The sequence below is a fragment of the Halococcus qingdaonensis genome (genome assembly GCF_024508235.1).
Taxonomy (GTDB): domain Archaea; phylum Halobacteriota; class Halobacteria; order Halobacteriales; family Halococcaceae; genus Halococcus; species Halococcus qingdaonensis.
The window spans coordinates 587045-607578 of the sequence record NZ_CP101943.1; the positions used below are offsets into that span (position 1 = coordinate 587045).

Here is a 20534-nt window from a genome sequence, read left to right on the forward strand (position 1 = left end):
CTGGCCCGGCGGTGTGGAAGCGTTTTTGCCCGCCGCCCCGCTCGACCCCAGTGGTGGCGATGACGAACCGTTACCCCCGCCGAGCCCCGTGTGACGAGGCCCTTTACCGAGCCACCCACTACTCGTCTATCCAGAACTGATTCGACGGGAACCCCTCCATCGTCCGATCCGATGGCGAACGTGGAGTTCGGTCGGCGTCGGCGAGACGGCAACGTTTTGCGTGGTGTTCTCGAATGGGTCGCCCGATGGAAGAGCGCACGCGCGCGTATCTCCGGGGGCGCTTTCGCGACCACTACCGCCGAACGGAGCCGACGCTGCCGCCGGACGCCGACGCGCGCGAGTGGGGCCATATCCCGTGGACCGCCGGTCCCGGAACCACGATGGTGCGCCACAACTCGACGCTCGATCTCGGCTCCCTCCCGGATTTCCTCGCGCGCGAGCGCCCCCGTCACGTCTACTTCTCGGCGGGGCGATACGACGATCCCGGCGCGAACTCGATGGCCGAGAAGGACTGGCGCGGCTCCGATCTGGTCTTCGATCTCGACGCCGACCACCTTCCGAGCGTGGAGCTCGGCGTGGACTCGTACAAGGAGATGCTCGCAAAGTGCAAGGCCGCACTGTTGCGCCTGCTCGACTTCCTGGAAAACGACTTCGGCTTTCGGGAGCTCACGATCGTCTTCTCGGGCGGGCGTGGCTACCACGTTCACGTCCGCGACGCGGGCGTCCAGCCGCTCGAAAGCGACGCGCGCCGGGAGATCGTCGACTATGTCCGCGGGATCGGGCTCGATATCGACGCGCTCATCTCCCACGAGGCGGTCGGCGGCACGGCCGGCCGGAGCAGTCCGGCCCAGAAGCGCACGCTCGACACGACCGGCGGCTGGAGCCGACGCGCCCACCGCCACCTCCTCGACTTCGTTGACGAGCTGCTCGACATGGACGAGGACGACGCACTCGCGCGCCTCCGAGAGTTCGACGGCATCGGCGAGGGCAAGGCCGCGGCTGCACTGCGCGCCGCGCGGACGAACGGCGACGAGATCGAGGCGGGAAACGTCGACGTCCATCCGGCCTTCTACGCGCTCGCCCAGCGACTGTTCCCCGAAGTGGTCGCGGCGGACAACGCGCCGATCGACGAACCCGTCACCACCGACACCAATCGCTTGATCCGCCTGCCGGGCAGCCTCCACGGCGGCAGCGGGCTCTCCGTCGAGCGACTCGCACGCGACGAGATCGAGAGGTTCGATCCGCTCGTCGACGCGATCCCGGAAACGTTCCGTGGGCAGGAGATCACCGTCGAGTGCGAGGAGGCAACGACCACGGAACTCGCTGGCGATAGCTTTACGGTGCCGGCGGGGACATCTCACGTCCCGGAGTACGTCGGCGTGTTCCTCATGACGCGTGGCAGCGCCGAGAAGGGCGAAGAATGAACCTCGGAGATCTCCAGTCGACCCGGAGCAAGGAGCGCCAGAAGGACAGCCTCCAGCATCTGCGCGAGGATTTTTACAGCGACGTGGGTGCGTTCGTCGCCGAGCTCAGAACCGAACGCGAGCGCGCGGCCGACGCCGCCGACGACCCCTTCGACGCACCAGAGGTTCGCCGACTCACCGACGACATCGAGACAGCCGAGGACACCGTCGAAGCGATCTACGAGCGCCGCGTCGGCAAACTCGTCAAACTCGCCAGTCTCGCCGCCGCCGGCATGCCCGCGGAGAAAGAGGGGCTCACCGAGGAGGAGCGCGATCTGTTTGGAACACTCGTCGATGCGATCGAATCGAACCGCGAGCACGTCCTCGACGGCGTTCTCGCCAACGATTCCGCCGATGCGACGAGCGATGCCGACCGCTCGATGGAGACCGAATCGGCCGTCACGACATCCGGCACAGCACCCGACGAGAGTCCACACGACGGTGTCGATGCGCCCTCGCCGGCGGCGACGGAGCCGCCGACAGCACCCGAATCCGTCGAATCGGAGGCTGCGGAGGGCACGAGCGGACGGGAATCTCCACCGGAGGCAGAGGGCGGCGTCAGCGCGGCCGACGTGATGGGGGGTGAAACGCCGGATCCGTCGAGCGGATCGGCAGCCGAACCCACATCCGAAACCGTGCAGGCTTCGCCCGATACGGCCGACACGAGCGCGGAATCGGGTGGGGATACTGCGGCTGACGACGATGCAGAGCGGGAAACGGAGCGAACGACCGTTCGCATCACGCGCGATGTCGGCGAAATCCTCGGCGCGGACGAGCGGACCTACGAGCTCGCGAGCGAGGACGTGGTGACGCTGCCCGACGTGAACGTGACGCCGCTTCTGGAGCGCGACGCGGCCGAACGACTCGATTAGTATTTCGCGCTCGCGCCGGTTGTCGCGTAGATGACGTCCATCAGCCCGTCGCGCTGGGCCTGCCACGATTCGAATTCGTCCGGACTGTCGGGGTACTCCTCGTAGTGATCGAGCAGGCGGTCGGCCTCCTGTTTCGTCTCGTAGAGATCGAACACCGTCTTCCAGTGGCCGAAGCTCTTGATCGCGGTTCTGATCTTGAGCGGGAGATCGATCGTCGCGCTGCCCGAGTAGAGCGCGTCCGAGAGCTTTGCTGCGGGCAGGGCGGCCAGCAGACCGGTGAGGTTGTTGAGGCCGGTCGCCATGACGAAGATGTTGTAGACGTCGAGCGCCGCGTAGCGCCCACCGAAGTGGTCCATCACCCGCTCGTTGTACTCCCAGAGCGCGTCCTCGCTCACGTCACCGTCCTCGATGGCGTCGATGGCCGCCTCGCCGGCGTATTTGCCCGCGTAGGCCGCTCCCGCGATGCCCCCGCCGGTGGTCGGGTTCACGTGAGCGGCGGCGTCGCCGATGGCCATGAAGCCGGGGGCGACGCCCGAGTCGTACGGCCGACGTGTCGGGAGTGCCGCGCCGAGCTTGTCCTTGACGGTGGCGTTTTTGAACTCCGAGCGCTCGCGAAGATCGCGCCGCAGCGCCTCGACGAGCTCCATCGGTTCCTCGCTCATCTGGAAGCCCAGCCCGACGTTGATCTCGGTCGGCGTCCGCGGGAAATACCAGAGATAGCCGGCCGCGCGCTGGGTTGGCTTGAGCACGAGTGCGTCCTGCCACTCGACGGGCTCGTCGACCTCGACGATCTCGCGGTACGCGGACGAAAACTGCGAGTAGTTCACGTTGGTGTCGAAGGTCGCGTCCGCGAGATCGGCTTTGTCCTGAAGAACGGAGAGCGCGCCGGCGGCATCGATGACGAGCTCGCTCTCGTACTCGACTGGCTCGCCCTGTCGCTTGCCCGTCAGTCCCGTCACGCGCTCGTCGTTCTGTTGGACGTCGTTGACGACGGTGTCGTAGTGGATCTCCGCTCCTGCTTGCTCGGCTCCCTCGATGACGAGCTTGCCGTATTCGAGTCGGTCGATGACCGCGAGCTCGCCCGGGACGGGGATGTCGAGGACGGCGTCCTCTTGGGGGATCTCGAAGCGGCCGTGATCGACTGCGGTGTTGGTGAACGAGGGTGCGATGTGGGATTTCGGGATCGCCTCGGGGAAGGCGTCGGCTCCCTTGAGCGCGTCGCCACAGGCGATGTGGCCGGCCTCGTCGGCCGTTTTGCGCTCGACGATGACGACAGCGTAGCCCGCTCGCGAGAGGGTTGCGGCGGCGTAGCAGCCGGCGGTCCCCGCGCCGACGATGGTGACGTCGGGTTCGTGCGTTCGCATTGGGCGATGGTCGAGGGGCGGGTGGAAAACTCTTCCCACCCGTCGCGGTCATCCCGTCGGCCGACATGGGTAAAGGGTTTTGTCGGGGCCGGCTGAGTGGAGTGTATGACCGAGCACACCGTCGAGTTCGTTTCGACCGGCGAGACGATCACCGTCGCCGAGACCGAGACCATCCTCTCGCGCTGTCTCGAAGAGGGGATCGCCCAGGAGTACTCCTGTCGGGTCGGGATGTGTCTGGCCTGCTCGGCCGAGATCGTCGAGGGCGAGGTCACGCAGCCGGCCGCCCGCGGCTTCTCCGAGCGCGAAGCCGAGGAGTACGCCCTCACCTGCATGGCGCGGCCGCTCTCCGATTTGAAGCTCGATCGGGGGAAATACCCCCCGAGCATCGAGCCGGAGACCGGCCAGCCCGCACCGGCCGACAACTGATTCTCAGGTCGGGGTTCCGCCTGCCAAAGCACACTACAGCGCGAGCGGAACGGTATCGACGATCCAGTCGAACAGGCCGGCGAGAAACGTTGCGAGGAGTAGATAGGTGAACACGACGAGCGTGTTCCGGCGGGGTGCTCGCTTCCGAATGCCGGGGAGTCGCGAGATCGCGCGAACGACCGTCATCGACGGAGTGCGGTCGGCATCACTGTCGTCGATCGATTCGCGTGGGCGATCCGAAACCGTGTTGCCGTCTCCTCGGCGGCAGGCGGTCGTCGTGACCGTCCGAACGAGATACATCAGCGCTCCGGCGCGTCCGGTGGCGTGTCGGCCGCACCGAGCTGCATCCGTCGGTCGTAGTAGCTGTGGACGAGCGCCGAGACGAAGACGACGCCAGCGACGAGTGCGGCCCACGTCAGCTCGGGCATCAGCTCGAAGCCGGTGAGCCAGACGCCCCCGACGCCCGCGAGCGCCATCGCCGACAGGCCGAGGTAGTACCGACTCCACGGGATGTCGTCCTCGCCGACGACATCGAGATAGACGTCGAGGCCGTCGGCCGCGTCAGTGAGCGAGACGGTACCCCGTGCGTCGTCGAACTCGATGACGCCTGCAGCGTCCATTTTCGGCAGATGGAACTGCTGGAGGGCGGTGTAGACGCGCTTTCGCTCGGCGGCGCTGAGATCGACTTGCGGGACGCCGTTCTCCCATGCGGCGACCTGCTCGGCGAGGTCACCGATGTTCGCCGTTCGCTCGTGCTGTTTGAGCGAGTGCAGCGCGTACCGTCGGCGGTGGTTGCTCAGTACATCGAAGAGCGCATCCCGTGAGAGATTCTGGCCACTCCGATCGTTCTCGTCCGCCCCCACCGGCTCCACCGACGGCTGTCCGTCGGTCACGTCCGGTTCGGCCGGGGGGTCGCTCGTGGCCGTGCCCATGTCTATCTTGTTGGATTCAGTATTAGTGTACTTCCTGCACAGCGTGCAAGGGCTGCACACCGGCTGTGCGTGGCCTTCTCTGTTGGAGAGTGATTTCTCGATGGACGTTTACGATACGCTGAACCCGTCGGCGTGGCGTTTGTAGCTGCGATACCGCTCCAACGCCCACTCACGCACCGTTTCGTTGGTCGTCTCCAGCAGCGCACGCGGTTCATCATCCTCGGCAACGACGATCTGTACTGTGTCGTCGAACACTCCGAGCGAGTACGGCAACGTTCCGTCGTAGGCGAACAGTTCGAGTCGCTCGGTTGCCACCATTTCTCTCAATAGCTCGGCGTATTCCTGGGCCGAACAGTAGAGATCCGCGATATCCGGCTCGACGACGAGCTCGCCCTCCGCGCCGTTTCCGACGATCTGCTCGTTCGCTGCCTCCGTTGCGTGCAGTCCGGTAAACGGGAGCACGACCCGATACCACTCCGTTTCCTTGATGAGCTGCACCTGCTTGTTGATCATCGCGTACGGATCGCCAGGCTGTGCCAGCGTGATTTTCGACTCCGCGAGCAGCGAGAGATCGAGGTCGAGCGTGTCGTCGGGAACCCACCGCATGAACGATCGCAGTTTGTCCGTGAGCTCCACTTCGCTCACGAGATCGGCGAACGCCTCCGCGACCAGCTTGCCCTGCCGGGTGATCGTACACGTCCCGTTCGTCCGACTGATCCAGCCCTGCTCTTCGAGTGCGTCGAGGTTCCGCCCGATCGTCGTCCGCGAGGCATCGATTCGATCTCCGAGTACGTGTTTTTCGAGCGTGCCGTTCTCGCACAGCAGATCGAGGATCCGTACGCGATGCTCCGACCGTGCGAGCAGTTCGATGGTGTCGATTGCACTCATATATCAATACGAAACACGGTATCACTTAGATTTGGACTCTAGCCAACTAGATCTCGCCGATCTGTTCCGGCAACGCTCCTCGTGAGTATTGATGCCCGTTTGGCTGTCGGTACCCCTGATTCAGGCCGTCTGTACTGCTCTTCAGGCTCCCTTTACCACCGTTCAGGCCGCGTTTGCGCCGCTTCAAGCGGTGCCTGCGATTTGTTCAGGCAGCGTGATACAATGGAGGTATGGCTCATGGCCTCAGGTAGCGCGCCACGCTGCATCGATGTCGATGTTCGCGGGGCGTGCGGCGACGGCGGACGATGGTCCCCGCTGATGGGGAACGGAACACGGAGATCCAAGACAATGGCAGACGACAACGACAAATCACCGCTAACCCGGCGACGGGTGCTCGGCGGCATGGCAACGATCGGTGCGGCGGGCGCGCTCGGAGCGGGCTCGTGGGCCGCGTTTAGTGACGAATCACAGACGCTGGATGCGACGTTGGAGGCTGGCGAACTCGACGGTTCGACTACCTTCACCGGGAGCTACAACGACAACGACATCAGTAACAGTCTCACGAACGTGGAAGTGTCTGGCGAGGGCGAGGGCGTCGAGGTCACACTGTCCGATATCAAGCCAGGCGACTACGGCTCGGTCACGCTCGACATCTCACTCCAAGGCAACCCCGCATGGGTTGCATCCTGCCTCGACATTACTAACGAGGATGGTAAGCTAGATAATAAGATTCAGACCATCCCGTTCTACTCGCCGAGCAATACAAACTCGTTCTTCGATATCGACGGCCCTGACTCCGACTGGAATGGGTCGATGGGCAAGTATTCCAACGGGACGTCGGAGGCGTTCTGGAACAGCCGCGAAGGAGCAAATGACTTCGATCAGCTTCGGCCACTAACGCTCAAGCAAGCAGCACGCCAGAGCGCAGCTGAAACGATAAACTGGAACAACCCGAATCAGTCGCCTCCAGCAGATACCGAAGTCGACGATGGCTGCATCCTCCTGTCGGGTGATCTCGCGAAAGATGACACGGACCACGATCCACAGGATGCGGTGCCGCTATACGGGGGGGGGGGGACAACCTCAGATTCGGTTACGACTGGCATCTTCCGTACACAGTCGGAAATGAGGTACAGAACGACAGCGTGACAATCAGTCTCGGGACCGTGTTCAAGCAATACCGTCACTCTGAGGGACCGTACATGCCGAACACCTTCGCTCCCGGGAACAACACACCGAACCCCTGACCTGACGGCAATGACAGACTGGCGACCGCACAGCGCGCTGCCAGCCCCACTGGCAGTCGAAACGCTCCCGGCGCGCGATTTTTCGAAACAACAGATCACAGATGACCGATGAAACCACACGACGACGCGTACTGACGGCGATCGCCACCGCTGGCGGGATCGGCGCGCTCGGGGGTGCCGGCACGTACGCAGTCTTCAGCGACACCGCGAGCACGAAAGCGACGTTCACGAGCGGATCGCTCGACTTGCGTGTTCATTACGACAGGACATACGTGGGTACTGAAGAACAAACGGATTCGGGCACTATCGACGGTCAGGAATCGACCGAGTTACCCGGTTATAGCAACCTCATGGCCGGTGACTCCGGGCAACTGAAGTTCTGCTTCGAGCTCGCCAAAAACTCGGCGTACCTCTGGACTTGTGGCGAGTTGACTACCAGTAGCGATCTCGCGGATGCGATAGAGGCCACGGTTCGCTACTGCGATCAGGACGGGACGAAGGGGAATCCCATCGGTGAGCAGAATCGGAGCCTCAGTAGTGTGTTCTCGGCACTCAACGATGGTGTTCCGCTCGATTACAAGGGCCGGGATCGCGATGCAGGCAAACAGACTGCGTACGAGCCGAGTTCGTCGGGCGAGACTATCGGACCGTGTCTCTGCATCGACTGGAAACTTCCTGACGATACCGACGCCACGGTTCAGAACAAGGAGTTCGGATTCAATCTCCGATTCCACGCGATGCAGGCCCGTCACCACGACGGGACGAACAATCCGTGCACCGGTGACTGAAACAGCGATATTGATTGTGATGATGACACCGATACAAACGACGAAGCTTGAACGAACTCGGCGATCGCGATCCACAGGACAGCAATCTGGGAGACGGGAACCACGATCATGAACACGCCTGATCGCGGGACGATCCTGCGGTTTGTCGTACTGATCGTGTTGATCGCACTAGTCGTCCCGTTTGCCCTTTACGCCGTACCGAATGCTGTCGGCGCAGACCACAGCTACGTCGTCCTCTCGGGGAGCATGGAACCGACGATTTCGACGGGCGATGCCATCCTCGTGGCCGAACAGTCACCGGAATCTATCGAGCGCGGTGACATCATCACATTTGCCACCGAAGACGAGCCAACTCCAACAACTCACCGTGTCGTTGAAATCATCCAGATGGACGAGGGTCGAGAGTTCGTTACGAAGGGTGATGCAAACGAGAACCGAGACCCGCAACAAGTATCCGACAGGAATGTCATCGGGACATTCGCGTTCTCGATTCCATTCATCGGGTACGTGATCAAGTTCGCAGGCACCCAGATGGGATTTCTCGCGCTGGTCGGGATACCACTCGGGCTACTGATACTCGGGGAGCTCTACGATCTCGCGGCCGCGGCGCGAAGCACACCGACCGAGACCGATGGGCCGGCAGACGCAAACTCGGAGGATTGATGATGGAACGAACTCGACTCATTACGGTTGTCGCGGTGTGCGCTATCGCCATCGCAGGTGCCGGCGGCGGTGCCGTTACCTATGCCCAACTTGGAGATTCGGCAGCTGGCGAAGTTTCCTTCTCTTCTGGGACATGGAACACCACTGCGAACACGACAACGACTCCAAACGAAACAAATACGACGGCAAACGGAACGGAGACTATGATGGAGTCCAGTGTGACTACAAATTCCACCACGACCTCGGTATCGATGACTACCGAACCAAACGTGACGGATACGCCTACAGAGGCGAGATCGAACACGACCGCCCTCACGACGGTGACGCCGTCGACGACTGAGACTACGGGGACGCCCACGTCCACATCTGAAACGACAACCGACGGGACGACGGCCGAAACCACGACGGCCGAGACGACAACGACGAACGGGACGGCAACTTGAACCACCGGGCATAGCCGCAGACGAGTTTAGACACGCTGCGGGCTACCACGAACCATGCCCGACGCCGCGCCGTGGTTCGACGAGTACGAACAGTTCGGCATCCCCGAGACCCTCGAACCGTATCCCGACGAGCCGGCTCACGCTTTTCTCTACGAGAGCGCCGACGCCCATCCCGAGCAGGGGCTGGTCCAGCTCGGCGAGAAAGTCACATACCCTGAGCTCGCCGAACAGGTCGACAGGCTGGCGAGCGCGCTCACGGACCGCGGCGTCGGGACGGGCGATCGCGTGGCGACCATCCTGCCGACCTCGATCCAGTTCGTGCTCGCCGACTACGCGATCTCGCGGGCCGGCGGCGTCCACATCCCGAACGACGTTCTCGACGCCGACGACGACCTGCGCTATCGTCTCGAACAGGGCAATCCGGAAGTGCTCATCGGCCAGGACGACCACCGCGAGCTGCTGTGTTCGCTCCGCGACGACCTCGACATCGACCATCTGATGCTTACCGATATCGAAGACTATTCCGACGATCCGCCGACCGATCATGACGACGTCGCTGGTGCCGAATGGCTACCCGACGTGATCGAAAACGCTGACGACGCGCCGCCCGCTATCGACTTCGATCCCGAGGAGGACGTCCATACACTGCTGTTCACCGGCGGCACCACCGGCCGGCCGAAGGGCTGTCTGCTCACCCATCGCAACGTCACCGCGAACGCCCTCCAGGCGACGGCGAACATGAGTCGGATGGCACAGCTGATGCGCGGCGGCGAGACGGCGCTGATGGCGCTGCCGCTCTATCACGCCTACGGGTATTCGGTACTGCACTCGCTGATCGAACTCGGACTCGACGTGCTCACGGTCCCCGACGCGCGCGATACGGGGACGATGCGCGATCTCATCGAGACACACGATCCGGTGATCATGATGGGCGTGCCCACCCAGTTCATGGAGATCGTCGACGAGGAACTGGGACAGGATATCATCGGCATCTCGGGATCGGCACCGCTGGCGAGCGAGACGAAGGACGCCTTCGCCGAGCAGAGCACGGGCGTTTCACAGGGCTACGGACTCTCAGAAATGTCGCCGATCACGCATTTCAACACGCGTGGGTTGCTCGACATGATGACCGGCGGCAGCTCCGACGATGGCGGGTTCGACCAGCCGACCATCGGCGTGCCGGTGCCCGACACAGAGGTGAAGCTCGTCGACATCGACTCCGGCGAACCGATCCCGCTCGACGAGGCCATCGATGACGAGCGCGAGGGCGAGCTGTATCTCAACGGTCCGCAGCGCATGCAGGGCTATCTCGATGCCGACAAACAGCCCTTCGACGACGAGGGGTTCGTGAGCACCGGCGACGTGGCCAGGATCGACGAAAGCGGCCGGTTCTACGTGGTCGATCGCGTGAAGGACATGATCAACGTCTCCGGGCTGAAGGTCTACTCCGAGGAGATCGACGAGGAGCTGTTCGGCCATCCGGGCGTCAAGCGCCCGGCAACGGTCGGGGTTCCCGATCCCGAGCGACCGGGCAGTGAGCGCGTGAAAGTCTACGTCGAGCCCGATCCCGACTACGACGGCGATCTCACGGAAGGAGGGATCGTCGACTATCTGGAAGATCGTGTCGCAAAGCATGCCGTGCCCGACCAGGTCGAGTTCGTCGAGCACGTTCCGCTGACGGATATCGGCAAGACGGACAAGAAGGCGTTGCGCGAGCGCACCGAGCCGGCGACCGAGGCCGCCGAGTAGTCCGCAGTGCCATTGCCTCCTGTCGGTCGTCGAGGGAAGGGTCTGGGGACGGACATGGAGGGTAGCAGAACGGGGAACATCGGCGGCACAATGCATTTGACCGAACGTCCCCTACGAGGGGGTATGCCGTTCCAACCTGACAGCGGACTGGAGCAGGAGACCGTCACCGAGCGCGTCGATGCGGCGATCGACGAGAACGAGGTGGTGTTGTTCATGAAGGGCAACGAGCTGATGCCCCAGTGTGGCTACTCCGATCGCGCGCTCGGGCTGATCTCCCAGTATCGCGACGAGTTCGAGACGGTTGACGTGCTCGAATCGATCGACGAGTATCGGACGGCGCTCGAAGCCCACAGCGGCTGGACGACGACGCCCCAGACCTACGTCGACGGCGAGTTCATCGGCGGCAGCGACGTGTTGGCCGAACTCGACGAGCAGGGCGATCTCGAACCGGCGCTGGCCGGCGAGTGATGGCGATGGACGAAAGACAGGGAATATACGTCCGGACCACCGATATATCGACGAACGGGCAGCGTCGGCAGCACGCCCGACTGCCGGTGATATCATGAAGGACTGTGTATTCAAACTCCACTCGACGCTCGAACTGCCCCTCGAAGACCTGCACGAGTTCCTCGACGATCCACCCCTCCCCGAGGAGCTCGAATCGATCGATCTCACCCGTCGGAACAACACGCTCATCGTCAGCGCCGTCGCCGAGGACGACTCGCTGAGTAAATACACGCCGACGGCCCAGCTGAAAGCCAGCGTGTCCGAAAACCGGGTCTACGAGGAACCACCAGAGGAACAGAAACCGCCCGCCGGCGGCCCGCGCTGGGGTGGCGGTCCCGGCGAAGAGGACGAGATGCCGCCCTCCGAACTCGTCGAATACGCCTGTTTCAAGGGAGATCGGGAGACCGTTCTCCAGAACACCGCCGTCCAGTACGCCATGTTCGAGGTGCTCCGTGACATCGCCCGGATCGCCGAGAAGGGCACTCTGACGGCGATCACCGCCTGCGAGGGCGATCTCACCGCCACCCGCATCGTCGACGGCGAGGAACGACCGGCCTCCCTCGAAGTCGTCGAGGACCCCACCGAGGGGCCGGCCGCGAGCAAGGGCGTCGACTGGCGCAACAACGAGTTCATCTCGTAGCGACCGGCTGCGAGACGGTATCGCGGCTCCGCAGTAGGCGAACGACCGAAACCGCTTCTCCACTGATCGATCCACAGTTCAGCGCCCCAGCTACCGATATCCTCTTTCGTTCCGAACCCCAACCGACCCTGAACCGCAACCCCATCGTTCACTCTCTCTTCCCGACACGGGGGTGTCGATTTCGAGAAACGTTTATATAGTAGTAGCCCTAACTCAGAGTTAGGATGACACCAACACTCCAGCAGTTCGATGACCGAGACGGCGACGCGTTGAGCCGGTACGAGTACGACGCGTCGGTCGTCTACGCGGCCGACATCGGCTCCGACGCCGACGAGGCGACGGTCGATATCGTCGACGACACGGTGATGATCGTCAGCGGCGACGAACAGGCCGACTTCGAGATCCCGGAGTCGGGAACGGCCGAAGCGACCATCAACAACGGCGTGCTTACCGTCGAGGTGACGCAATGAACCTCACGATCAAACCGCTCAAACAGAAGGACGCCGGGCGCGGACTGGCGGCGGTCGACCGCGCGGCGATGGACGAGCTCGACCTCGAAAACGGCGACTACATCCTGATCGAGGGCGGCGAGGGCCGCGCCATCGCACGTGTCTGGCCCGGCTACCCTGACGATCAGGGACAGGGCGTGATCCGCATCGACGGCCAGCTCCGCAGCGAGGCCCAGGTCGGCATCGACGATCGCGTGAGCGTCGAGAAAGCCGAAGTCAAGCCCGCTCAGTCGGTCACGGTGGCGCTGCCCCAGAACCTCCGTATCCGGGGGAACATCGGCCCCTACGTCCAGGACAAGCTCTCGGGACAGGCCATCACGCAGGGCCAGACGATCCCGTTCTCGCTCGGCTTCGGGCCGTTTTCGGGCGGTTCGGGCCAGCGCATCCCCCTCAGGATCGCCGAAACGAACCCCGACGGCACGGTGATCGTCGCCGAGAACACCGACATCGAGATCAGTGAGAAACCCGCCGAGGAGATCGTCTCCGACGCTGGCGATGGCGGCGACAGCGCCACCACCCCATCGGTGACCTACGAGGACATCGGCGGACTCGACCGCGAGCTCGAACAGGTCCGCGAGATGATCGAGCTGCCGATGCGCCACCCCGAGCTATTCCAGCAGCTGGGCATCGAACCCCCGAAGGGAGTCCTCCTGCACGGCCCGCCCGGCACCGGCAAGACGCTGATCGCCAAGGCGGTCGCCAACGAGATCGACGCCCACTTCGAGACGATCTCGGGTCCCGAGATCATGTCGAAATACTACGGCGAGAGCGAGGAACAGCTCCGCGAGATGTTCGACGAAGCGGAAGAAAACGAGCCGGCGATCGTCTTCATCGACGAGATCGACTCGATCGCGCCCAAGCGCGACGAGACCTCCGGCGACGTCGAGCGCCGTGTCGTCGCCCAACTCCTCAGCCTGATGGACGGGCTCGAAGAGCGCGGCCAGGTGACGGTGATCGCCGCCACCAACCGCGTCGACGCGATCGACCCCGCGCTGCGCCGGGGTGGCCGCTTCGACCGCGAGATCGAGATCGGCGTCCCCGACAAGGAAGGCCGCAAGGAGATCCTGCAGGTCCACACGCGCGGGATGCCGCTTGCCGACGGTATCGATCTCGACACCTACGCCGAGAACACCCACGGGTTCGTGGGGTCGGACATCGAAAGCCTCGCCAAAGAGTCGGCGATGAACGCGCTGCGCCGGATCCGCCCCGAACTCGATCTCGACGAGGAGGAGATCGAGGCCGAAGTGCTCGAATCGATGCAGGTCACTCGTGACGACATCAAGAGCGCGCTCAAGGGCATCGAGCCGAGCGCGCTCCGCGAGGTCTTCGTCGAGGTTCCGGACGTCACCTGGGAGAGCGTCGGCGGCCTGGAGAGCACCAAAGAGCGCCTCCGCGAAACCGTCCAGTGGCCGCTCGACTACCCCGAGGTGTTCGAGGCGATGGACATGAACGCCGCCAAGGGCGTGATGATGTACGGCCCGCCCGGTACGGGGAAGACGCTCCTGGCGAAGGCCATCGCCAACGAGGCCCAGTCGAACTTCATCTCGATCAAGGGGCCAGAACTCCTCAACAAGTTCGTCGGCGAATCGGAGAAGGGCGTCCGTGAAGTGTTCTCCAAGGCACGCGAGAACGCTCCCACGGTGATCTTCTTCGACGAGATCGACGCGATCGCCGGCGAGCGCGGCCGCAACATGGGCGACTCCGGTGTGGGCGAACGCGTCGTCTCCCAGCTCCTCACGGAGCTCGACGGGCTCGAAGAGCTGGAGGACGTCGTGGTGATCGCCACCTCCAACAGACCCGACCTCATCGACAGCGCACTCCTGCGCCCGGGGCGGCTCGACAGACACGTCCACGTCCCGGTGCCCGACGAGGACGCCCGCGAGGCGATCTTCGAGGTCCACACGCGCGACAAACCACTCGCCGACGACGTGGCTCTCGCCGATCTCGCCCGGCGGACGGAGGGCTACGTCGGCGCGGACATCGAAGCCGTCACCCGCGAGGCCGCGATGGCCGCAACCCGCGAATTCATCCAAAGCGTCGATCCCGAGGATCTCGACGGCAGCGTCGGCAACGTCCGCATCGAGGACGAGCACTTCGACCAGGCGCTCGACGAGGTCACCCCGAGCGTCACCGCCGAAACCAAGGAGCGCTACGACGAGATCGAGGACCGCTTCGACAGCGGCGAACCCGCCACCGAGGAGCGCGAGGTCGGTCGTACCTTCCAATAGGACCTTTTTACGTCGGGGTTCGCGCGCCTTCGGCGCGCTCAACCCCTCGTAAAAATCTCCACCAAAAACTCCCGCTCGCAAACCGCGCGAGCGGTGAACCGCACTCGCTACGCTCGTGCGGACACTTTGTTCTCCACAAACCGCCCAGCACCGCCGAAGCCCTCGGCGCGCGCTCACTCCGTTCGCTACTCGCTCCCTACGGTCGCTCGCGCGCCTCGCCCTTCATCCGCCAGGACCGCACCGCGGCCACCGCCGGGCGGCCCGGGCCGCCGAAACTCGCGTTCGCGGTCGCGGTTCGAGCATCGAACCAGAACCCATTACGTCGACCGTACCGTAGCGACGGCAATGGTTGCCAGCCCGCTCGCGGCCGTCGGGACGGGGATTTCCGGTCAGCTCTCGGGAGTCGCGACCGGTGGCTACGGGCTGGTGGTGTTCTTCCTCATCGGGCTCTTTGGGGGTGCCCACTGTATCGGGATGTGCGGACCGCTGGTCGCGACCTACGCAGAGCGCATGGAGACCGACGACCGCTGGTCGGGCGCGCTCACCCTCTACGAGGTGCGCCAGCACGCGCTGTTCAATCTCGGGCGCACGATTAGCTACGCGCTCATCGGCGGCTTGTTCGGCCTCGCCGGCGCACTCCTCTACGGCACGGTGGAACTCGCGGGCGTGCTCGGCCCGATTCAGGGCGCGATCGGCATCGTGATGGGTGGTGCGATCGTCGTGATGGGCGTCACTCGGTTGGCGGGCTATCAACAGGGCACGGTCGAGGGGATCGTCGCCGGCACGGGGATCGGTTCGCTGTTCGCCCGGAGCTACACGGCCATCTCGACGCGCATCGACCGTTGGGTCAACGGCGTCGGGATCATGGGTCTGGGCGCGCTCCACGGCCTGCTCCCGTGCATGTTGCTCTATCCCGCCTTCCTCTACGCGTTCGCACAGGGATCGCCCCTTCACGGACTCCTCTCGCTCGGCGCGCTCGGTCTCGGCACGATACCCAGTGTCTTTCTCTACGGCACGGTCATCCAGTCGGTGAGCGCACGCCAGCGACAGGTCGTCCACTACGGCCTCGGCGTACTGTTTATCGGGCTCGGTTACGTACTGCTGGCGATGGGTTTCATGCGTTTCGGCATCACCCTCCCGCTGCCGGAGATCCCCTACTACCAGCCGCTCGGACCGGGTGGGAGCGCCTGAATGGCGGCGTGTACGCTCTGCGAACTCCCCGTCGAAGAACCGATCACCGATCCGGACGTCGACGGCGAGTTCTGCTGTCGTGGCTGTCTCGAAGTCGCCCGCCTCGTCGACGAGGACGAGGAGACCGAGCTCTCGATCACGGCCATCCGCGAGCGCGCGGCCGACGAGGACCCCGAACTCTCGGTTCCCGATAGCGCGGAGACGGCCTATCTCTCCGTCGACGGGATGCACTGTCAGACCTGCGAGGGGTTCATCGAACTGCTCGCCGAGGAGGAGTCGGGCGTCCACGAGGCGCGAGCGAGCTACGCGACCGAGATGCTCCGGATCGTCTACAATCCCGCCGAAACCGACCGCGACGCACTCGCGGAGGCGGTGAGTCGCCTCGGCTATCGTGCGAGCGGGCCCGACGAGGAGGACGACTCGCTGCGCTCGCGCGTCGAGTTCGGGAAATATCGAGCGATTCTCGCCGCAGTGGTGATGATGCCCGTGCTGATCCCCTACATCCTGTTCATCTATCCCGTCTATCTCGGCATCTATCCCGAGAGCTTCCTCTACGGCGGAACCATCGAGACGATGGTGTTCGGCCCGCTCGCGGTCTGGAGCACGCTCATCCTGATCGGCCTCGGCTATCCGATCTTCCGCGGAGCTTACGTGAGCCTGCGCGTCGGCCGGCCGAACATGGACGTGCTCATCGCTATCGCCGTGTTCGCGGCCTACGGTTACTCGCTGGTGACCTTGCTCGCCGGCGGGCGTGACCCGTACTTCGACGTCGCGGTGATGGTGCTCGTCGTCGTCACGATCGGTAACCACATCGAGTCGCGCGTCAAGCGCGCTGCGCTCGGCAACCGGACCGAACTCACCGACTCGCGGGCGAGCGAGGCGCGCCGGATGGTCGGTGATACCACCGAGACGATCGATATCGACGCCTGCGAACCGGGGGATCACTTGCTCGTCAAGCCAGGCGAGCGCATCCCGGTCGACGGAACCATCGTCGAGGGCACCGCGGCCATCGACGAGGCGCTCGTCACCGGCGAGTCGGTCCCGCAGCGCAAATCCGACGGCGACGACGTGCTGGGCGGATCGGTGCTCACCGACAGCGCGATCATCGTCGAAGTCGGCCCGGACGCCACGAGCACGATCGATCGGCTCGTCGAACTGCTCTGGAGCGTCAAGAGCTCGGATTCGGGCGTTCAGCGCCTCGTCAACCGGTTCGCGGTCGTGTTCGTCCCGCTCGTGGTCTCGATCGCCGCGCTCACGGCCGTCGGCTGGCTCGCGCTCGGCAACGACGTGAGCACGGCCATGCTGGCGGGCGTTTCGGTACTTGTGATCTCGTGTCCCTGCTCGCTCGGCATCGCCACGCCGCTCGCGCTCGCGGCGGCCACCCGCGACGCCGCCGACGATCGCGTGCTCGTGCTCAACGAGACCGTGCTCGAACGCGTCGACGACTCGGATATCGTCGTCTTCGACAAGACGGGGACGCTCACCACAGGAGAAATGGAACTCGCCGACGTCGTTGGCGGAAACGAGGACGAGGTGCTCGCGATGGCCGCCGCCGTCGAGCGCCGGTCGAGCCACCCGATCGCCGCCGCCATCGATGCGGCCGCACCGCCGACCACCCGCTCGGTCTCCGCCTTCGAGCGCGCCGATCGCACGGTCTCGGCACTCGTCGACGACACTCGCGTGGTCGTCGGCCATCCCGATTCGTTCGGCGACGAGTGGGCGATGCCGGAAGGGATCGAGGAAGCCGTCACCGAAGCCTACGATTCGGGAACCCATCCGACCGCAGTCGCGTGGGATGGCGCAGTGCGCGGGCTCGTGACCGTGCGCGACACTCCTCGCGAGGGCTGGGCCGACGTCGTCTCGGACCTCGCGGCCGACGACCGCGAGATCGTCGTGCTGACCGGTGACGACGAGCGGATGACCGGAACCTTCGCGAGTCATCCCGACGTCGACCAGGTGTTCTCGGGCGTGCGTCCCGAGTCGAAAGGTGCGATCGTCCGTGGCCTGCGCGAACGCGGGACGACGACGATGGTCGGCGACGGGACGAACGACGCGCCGGCGCTCGCGAGCGCGGATCTCGGCATCGCCGTCGCGAGCGGCACCGAGATCGCCATCGAGGCGGCCGATGCCGTCGTGATGGACGACCGCCTCGAAGCCGTGCCCGAACTGTTCTCGCTGGCGACGGCGACGCGCGGGCGCATCAAGCAGAACCTGCTCTGGGCGGGCGCGTACAACGCGGTGGCGATTCCGCTCGCGATCGCGGGCGTCATCACGCCGCTGCTCGCCGCCCTCATGATGGCCGTCAGCAGCCTCATCGTCGTCTACAACTCCAAGCGCCGGCTCCTGGACGAGTCCGAGCGGTCGATACCGTCCAGCGAGCGCCCGCAGGTACAGCCCCGACCGCAGTCGAACTGACCTGGCGCTCACACCGGTCATCGTCAGAATCGCGGCGCTACGGTCGTCGTTCGGCGATCTTTTGAATCGAATCGGTGAGTGTATCGACGCCGATGGCGATCGATTCCTCGTCGACGTCGAAGGTCGCAGTGTGATGCCCTCCTGGATGATCGGTGCCGACGCAGACGTAGGTCGCCAGCCCGTCGTTCTCCTGGACTTCTCGCATGAGATAGGTCGCGTCCTCGCTGCCGCCGAGCGCGTCGCGTTCGGTCGCCGTCTCGACACTTCCCATTTCCGTCGTGATCTCGTGGACGATATCGACGAGCCCGGCGTCGCTTTCGGCGCTCGGCGCGCCGCCAACGGTCGAGAGCGAGAGCGAACAGCCGTGCATCGCGGCGGCGTTGTCGAGGATCCGCTCGGCGTGCTCGCGGGTGTACTCCATCAGTTCCGTACTCTGGCCTCGTACCTCGCCCTCGATGAACGCCTCCTCGGGAACGATGTTCGTCGCGCTGCCGCCACCGACCATTCCGGCGTTCACTCTCGTGGGACCGTCGCCGTGGCGCGGGATCGCGTAGAGGTTTTGAACGGCGGTCGCCATCGCCTGGACCGCGTTGTCGCCCGCGTTCGGCTCGTTGCCGGCGTGGGCGGGTGCACCGGAGAAGTCCGCGCGGAAGTGGTGGACCGCGAGGAAGTCGTCGATGCCCGCGACGACCTCGCCCGTCGGGTGGTCGAGCCCGACGTGCACGGCCAGGAGGTAGTCCACGTCGTCGAGATGGCCGCTGTCGGCCATCGGCTTCCCGCCGGCGACCATCTCCTCGCCGGGCTGGAACAGTAGCTTCAGGGTTCCCTGGAAGTCGCTTTCGGCAATCGCTTCGAGCACCCCGATGCCGATCGTCGTGTGCGCGTCGTGCCCACAGGCGTGCATCGCGCCCGTTTCGGAGCGAAACCCCTCCCTGACCGGTGTGTGTTCCTCGTTCTTCGACTCCTCGCGCGGCAAGCCGTCGATGTCCACTCGGAGCGCGACCGTGGGACCTTCACCGCGTTCGAGTACCGCCACTGCGCCGGTGTAGCCACCCTCCTGTCGGTCGAGCACGTCCTCGCGTGCGCCGGCCTCGCGGGCGCGATCGAACCATTGCTGGAGTTCGGCGTCGTCGGGCACGGCCGTGCGCTCGCCGTCGGCGAGGGCGTCCAGGCCGACGTGGAGTTCGTCGACGCCGATGCGTTCGCATTCCTCGACGATACGGCTCGTGGTGTAGAACTCCCGCCAGGCGGGTTCGGGGTAGCGGTGGAGGTCGCGGCGCAGTTCGACGAGGTCGGCGTGGCGGGTGTCCTGCATATCCCGACTGCGGGGCCCCGATTCTTAAATCCGGACGGCTCAGCGGACCCGTTCGACGTCGATCTCGACGTGGACGCCGGCGGGGAACCCGCTATCGGCGACGCTGCGGGCGAACTCGTCGTGGCCGACGATCTCGATCGTGCGCGAGTAGATCGTGTAGGTCCAGTCGGCGAACCGCCCGCCGGTCGTCGAGAGTCGTTTCGACTGTGGGGCGCGCTGCTGGCGGGGCTGACCCGCGTGCGGGCCGCCGAACTCGACGCCCTTGCGGGCGGCACTCTCCTTGATCTCCGTGACCGTGCGATCGAGCGCGCCCCGGTCGCCGCTCGTGAGGGCGAGCTTCGTGACGAAAGGCATACTCGGTAGTGAGTTCCCGACCGCTCAAAACGGCCCCGGTTGGCTGCGTCGCCCGGTGAAACAACAACCAATTAAACGCTGCCCGAATAGTCACTCCAATGGCAGTCGAAGCGACGAGCGCGGGGGCTATCCTCTTTCGCGACACGAGAGGCCGCCGCGAGTATCTCTTGCTCAAGAGCCGCCCCGGGGACTGGGAGTTCCCCAAAGGCGGCGTCGAGGGCGAGGAAGAACTCCAGCAGACGGCGATTCGAGAGGTAACGGAGGAATCGGGGATTAGCGATTTCAGGCTCATCGACGGGTTCCGCCGCGAGTACAACTACGTGTTCCAGGCCGGCGGCGAAACCATCCACAAGACGGTGCATCTGTTCATCGCCGAATCCGCCGAGGCCAGCGCCGAGCTCTCCCACGAACATCGTGATCACCAGTGGCGCGATTACGAGCAGGCGCTCAACACGATCACCCAAGATGGTCCGCGCGACATCTTCCGGGAGGCCCACGACTACATCGACGATGCGGACTACTGAGGAACCGGTGGCCGAC

The 20534-nt window shown here is 64.6% G+C and carries 21 protein-coding genes; 14 read left to right on the plus strand and 7 right to left on the minus strand.

The features are described 5' to 3' along the window. Positions 1-245 precede the first annotated feature (245 nt). Complete coding sequence (priS, locus tag NO363_RS03175; protein WP_256686839.1) at positions 246-1424, plus strand: DNA primase small subunit PriS; 1179 nt, start codon at positions 246-248, stop codon at positions 1422-1424. Continuing rightward, the gene (locus tag NO363_RS03180; protein WP_256686841.1) at positions 1421-2335 is read left to right on the plus strand and encodes a hypothetical protein; all 915 of its coding nucleotides are present in this window, start codon (positions 1421-1423) and stop codon (positions 2333-2335) included. The genes priS and NO363_RS03180 overlap by 4 nt, the downstream gene beginning before the upstream one ends. On the opposite strand, the gene NO363_RS03185 is transcribed toward NO363_RS03180, so the two are convergent. Then, positions 2332-3699 carry a geranylgeranyl reductase family protein gene (locus NO363_RS03185; protein WP_256686843.1) on the minus strand — a complete coding sequence of 456 codons (1368 nt, stop codon included), beginning with the start codon at positions 3697-3699 and terminating at the stop codon, positions 2332-2334. The genes NO363_RS03180 and NO363_RS03185 overlap by 4 nt on opposite strands. 105 nt (positions 3700-3804) lie before the next feature. Between NO363_RS03185 and NO363_RS03190 the strand changes: the two genes are divergently transcribed. Continuing rightward, entirely contained in the window at positions 3805-4125 is a 321-nt protein-coding gene (locus tag NO363_RS03190) for a 2Fe-2S iron-sulfur cluster-binding protein (protein WP_256686844.1), read from the plus strand. 33 nt (positions 4126-4158) lie between these two features. Here NO363_RS03190 and NO363_RS03195 read toward each other — a convergent pair whose 3' ends face one another. The 3 genes from NO363_RS03195 to NO363_RS03205 form a co-directional block, all read right to left on the minus strand. Continuing rightward, on the minus strand, positions 4159-4425 hold the full coding sequence (locus NO363_RS03195) for a hypothetical protein (RefSeq protein ID WP_256686845.1): 267 nt from the start codon (positions 4423-4425) through the stop codon (positions 4159-4161). Then, positions 4425-5057, minus strand: a complete 633-nt coding sequence (locus NO363_RS03200) for a DUF7344 domain-containing protein (protein ID WP_256686847.1) — start codon at positions 5055-5057, stop codon at positions 4425-4427. The genes NO363_RS03195 and NO363_RS03200 overlap by 1 nt, the downstream gene beginning before the upstream one ends. Before the next feature lie 108 nt (positions 5058-5165). Continuing rightward, positions 5166-5945, minus strand: a complete 780-nt coding sequence (locus NO363_RS03205; RefSeq protein WP_256686849.1) for a helix-turn-helix transcriptional regulator — start codon at positions 5943-5945, stop codon at positions 5166-5168. Positions 5946-6293: 348 nt separating this feature from the next. Between NO363_RS03205 and NO363_RS03210 the strand changes: the two genes are divergently transcribed. The 3 genes from NO363_RS03210 to NO363_RS03220 all read left to right on the plus strand — a co-directional run bounded on the left by NO363_RS03210 (position 6294) and on the right by NO363_RS03220 (position 8643). Next, on the plus strand, positions 6294-7094 hold the full coding sequence (locus tag NO363_RS03210) for a hypothetical protein (protein WP_256686851.1): 801 nt from the start codon (positions 6294-6296) through the stop codon (positions 7092-7094). Positions 7095-7293: 199 nt separating this feature from the next. Beyond that, a complete protein-coding gene (locus tag NO363_RS03215; protein ID WP_256686852.1) occupies positions 7294-7980 on the plus strand; it encodes a TasA family protein in 687 nt (228 codons plus the stop codon). A 108-nt stretch (positions 7981-8088) separates the two neighbouring features. Beyond that, the gene (locus NO363_RS03220) at positions 8089-8643 is read left to right on the plus strand and encodes a signal peptidase I (RefSeq protein ID WP_256686854.1); all 555 of its coding nucleotides are present in this window, start codon (positions 8089-8091) and stop codon (positions 8641-8643) included. Between the two features lie 79 nt (positions 8644-8722). On the opposite strand, the gene NO363_RS03225 is transcribed toward NO363_RS03220, so the two are convergent. Further along, complete coding sequence (locus NO363_RS03225) at positions 8723-9091, minus strand: hypothetical protein (protein ID WP_256686856.1); 369 nt, start codon at positions 9089-9091, stop codon at positions 8723-8725. Positions 9092-9140: 49 nt separating this feature from the next. Between NO363_RS03225 and NO363_RS03230 the strand changes: the two genes are divergently transcribed. The 7 genes from NO363_RS03230 (at position 9141) to NO363_RS03260 (ending at position 18325) form a co-directional block, all read left to right on the plus strand. Next, a complete protein-coding gene (locus NO363_RS03230) occupies positions 9141-10835 on the plus strand; it encodes an AMP-binding protein (protein ID WP_256686857.1) in 1695 nt (564 codons plus the stop codon). A gap of 123 nt (positions 10836-10958) precedes the next feature. Next, the gene (locus NO363_RS03235; protein ID WP_007742436.1) at positions 10959-11303 is read left to right on the plus strand and encodes a glutaredoxin family protein; all 345 of its coding nucleotides are present in this window, start codon (positions 10959-10961) and stop codon (positions 11301-11303) included. A gap of 94 nt (positions 11304-11397) precedes the next feature. Further along, positions 11398-11982 carry a DUF7110 family protein gene (locus NO363_RS03240; RefSeq protein ID WP_007742437.1) on the plus strand — a complete coding sequence of 195 codons (585 nt, stop codon included), beginning with the start codon at positions 11398-11400 and terminating at the stop codon, positions 11980-11982. 224 nt (positions 11983-12206) lie between these two features. Beyond that, on the plus strand, positions 12207-12452 hold the full coding sequence (locus NO363_RS03245) for a DUF7127 family protein (protein WP_256686860.1): 246 nt from the start codon (positions 12207-12209) through the stop codon (positions 12450-12452). After that, the gene (locus tag NO363_RS03250) at positions 12449-14719 is read left to right on the plus strand and encodes a CDC48 family AAA ATPase (protein ID WP_256686862.1); all 2271 of its coding nucleotides are present in this window, start codon (positions 12449-12451) and stop codon (positions 14717-14719) included. The genes NO363_RS03245 and NO363_RS03250 overlap by 4 nt, the downstream gene beginning before the upstream one ends. Positions 14720-15064: 345 nt before the next feature. Continuing rightward, positions 15065-15910 (plus strand): sulfite exporter TauE/SafE family protein, encoded by an 846-nt coding sequence (locus tag NO363_RS03255; RefSeq protein WP_256686864.1) that lies wholly within the window; start codon positions 15065-15067, stop codon positions 15908-15910. Next, positions 15911-18325 (plus strand): heavy metal translocating P-type ATPase, encoded by a 2415-nt coding sequence (locus NO363_RS03260; protein ID WP_256686866.1) that lies wholly within the window; start codon positions 15911-15913, stop codon positions 18323-18325. It begins immediately after the preceding gene. Between the two features lie 37 nt (positions 18326-18362). On the opposite strand, the gene NO363_RS03265 is transcribed toward NO363_RS03260, so the two are convergent. Together NO363_RS03265 and NO363_RS03270 are read right to left on the minus strand one after the other, a co-directional pair. Further along, positions 18363-19640 carry an amidohydrolase gene (locus NO363_RS03265; protein WP_256686868.1) on the minus strand — a complete coding sequence of 426 codons (1278 nt, stop codon included), beginning with the start codon at positions 19638-19640 and terminating at the stop codon, positions 18363-18365. Positions 19641-19679: 39 nt separating this feature from the next. After that, positions 19680-19994: an uS10/mL48 family ribosomal protein gene (locus NO363_RS03270; protein WP_256686877.1), complete on the minus strand. Its 315-nt coding sequence runs from the start codon at positions 19992-19994 to the stop codon at positions 19680-19682. Positions 19995-20092: 98 nt separating this feature from the next. On the opposite strand from NO363_RS03270, the gene NO363_RS03275 reads away from it, so the two are divergent. Further along, the gene (locus NO363_RS03275) at positions 20093-20518 is read left to right on the plus strand and encodes a bis(5'-nucleosyl)-tetraphosphatase (RefSeq protein WP_256686878.1); all 426 of its coding nucleotides are present in this window, start codon (positions 20093-20095) and stop codon (positions 20516-20518) included. The last annotated feature ends 16 nt before the right edge of the window (positions 20519-20534 follow it).

Bases quoted from the DNA above. Each gene is read 5' to 3' on its own strand.
- NO363_RS03255 (WP_256686864.1), top strand. From the start codon at position 15,065: ATGGTTGCCAGCCCGCTCGCGGCCGTCGGGACGGGGATTTCCGGTCAG.
- NO363_RS03275 (WP_256686878.1), top strand. From the start codon at position 20,093: ATGGCAGTCGAAGCGACGAGCGCGGGGGCTATCCTCTTTCGCGACACG.
- priS (WP_256686839.1), top strand. From the start codon at position 246: ATGGAAGAGCGCACGCGCGCGTATCTCCGGGGGCGCTTTCGCGACCAC.
- NO363_RS03250 (WP_256686862.1), top strand. From the start codon at position 12,449: ATGAACCTCACGATCAAACCGCTCAAACAGAAGGACGCCGGGCGCGGA.
- NO363_RS03200 (WP_256686847.1), bottom strand. From the start codon at position 5,057: ATGGGCACGGCCACGAGCGACCCCCCGGCCGAACCGGACGTGACCGAC.
- NO363_RS03245 (WP_256686860.1), top strand. From the start codon at position 12,207: ATGACACCAACACTCCAGCAGTTCGATGACCGAGACGGCGACGCGTTG.
- NO363_RS03240 (WP_007742437.1), top strand. From the start codon at position 11,398: ATGAAGGACTGTGTATTCAAACTCCACTCGACGCTCGAACTGCCCCTC.
- NO363_RS03220 (WP_256686854.1), top strand. From the start codon at position 8,089: ATGAACACGCCTGATCGCGGGACGATCCTGCGGTTTGTCGTACTGATC.
- NO363_RS03210 (WP_256686851.1), top strand. From the start codon at position 6,294: ATGGCAGACGACAACGACAAATCACCGCTAACCCGGCGACGGGTGCTC.
- NO363_RS03265 (WP_256686868.1), bottom strand. From the start codon at position 19,640: ATGCAGGACACCCGCCACGCCGACCTCGTCGAACTGCGCCGCGACCTC.
- NO363_RS03260 (WP_256686866.1), top strand. From the start codon at position 15,911: ATGGCGGCGTGTACGCTCTGCGAACTCCCCGTCGAAGAACCGATCACC.
- NO363_RS03205 (WP_256686849.1), bottom strand. From the start codon at position 5,945: ATGAGTGCAATCGACACCATCGAACTGCTCGCACGGTCGGAGCATCGC.
- NO363_RS03195 (WP_256686845.1), bottom strand. From the start codon at position 4,425: ATGTATCTCGTTCGGACGGTCACGACGACCGCCTGCCGCCGAGGAGAC.
- NO363_RS03230 (WP_256686857.1), top strand. From the start codon at position 9,141: ATGCCCGACGCCGCGCCGTGGTTCGACGAGTACGAACAGTTCGGCATC.
- NO363_RS03190 (WP_256686844.1), top strand. From the start codon at position 3,805: ATGACCGAGCACACCGTCGAGTTCGTTTCGACCGGCGAGACGATCACC.
- NO363_RS03180 (WP_256686841.1), top strand. From the start codon at position 1,421: ATGAACCTCGGAGATCTCCAGTCGACCCGGAGCAAGGAGCGCCAGAAG.
- NO363_RS03215 (WP_256686852.1), top strand. From the start codon at position 7,294: ATGACCGATGAAACCACACGACGACGCGTACTGACGGCGATCGCCACC.
- NO363_RS03235 (WP_007742436.1), top strand. From the start codon at position 10,959: ATGCCGTTCCAACCTGACAGCGGACTGGAGCAGGAGACCGTCACCGAG.
- NO363_RS03185 (WP_256686843.1), bottom strand. From the start codon at position 3,699: ATGCGAACGCACGAACCCGACGTCACCATCGTCGGCGCGGGGACCGCC.
- NO363_RS03270 (WP_256686877.1), bottom strand. From the start codon at position 19,994: ATGCCTTTCGTCACGAAGCTCGCCCTCACGAGCGGCGACCGGGGCGCG.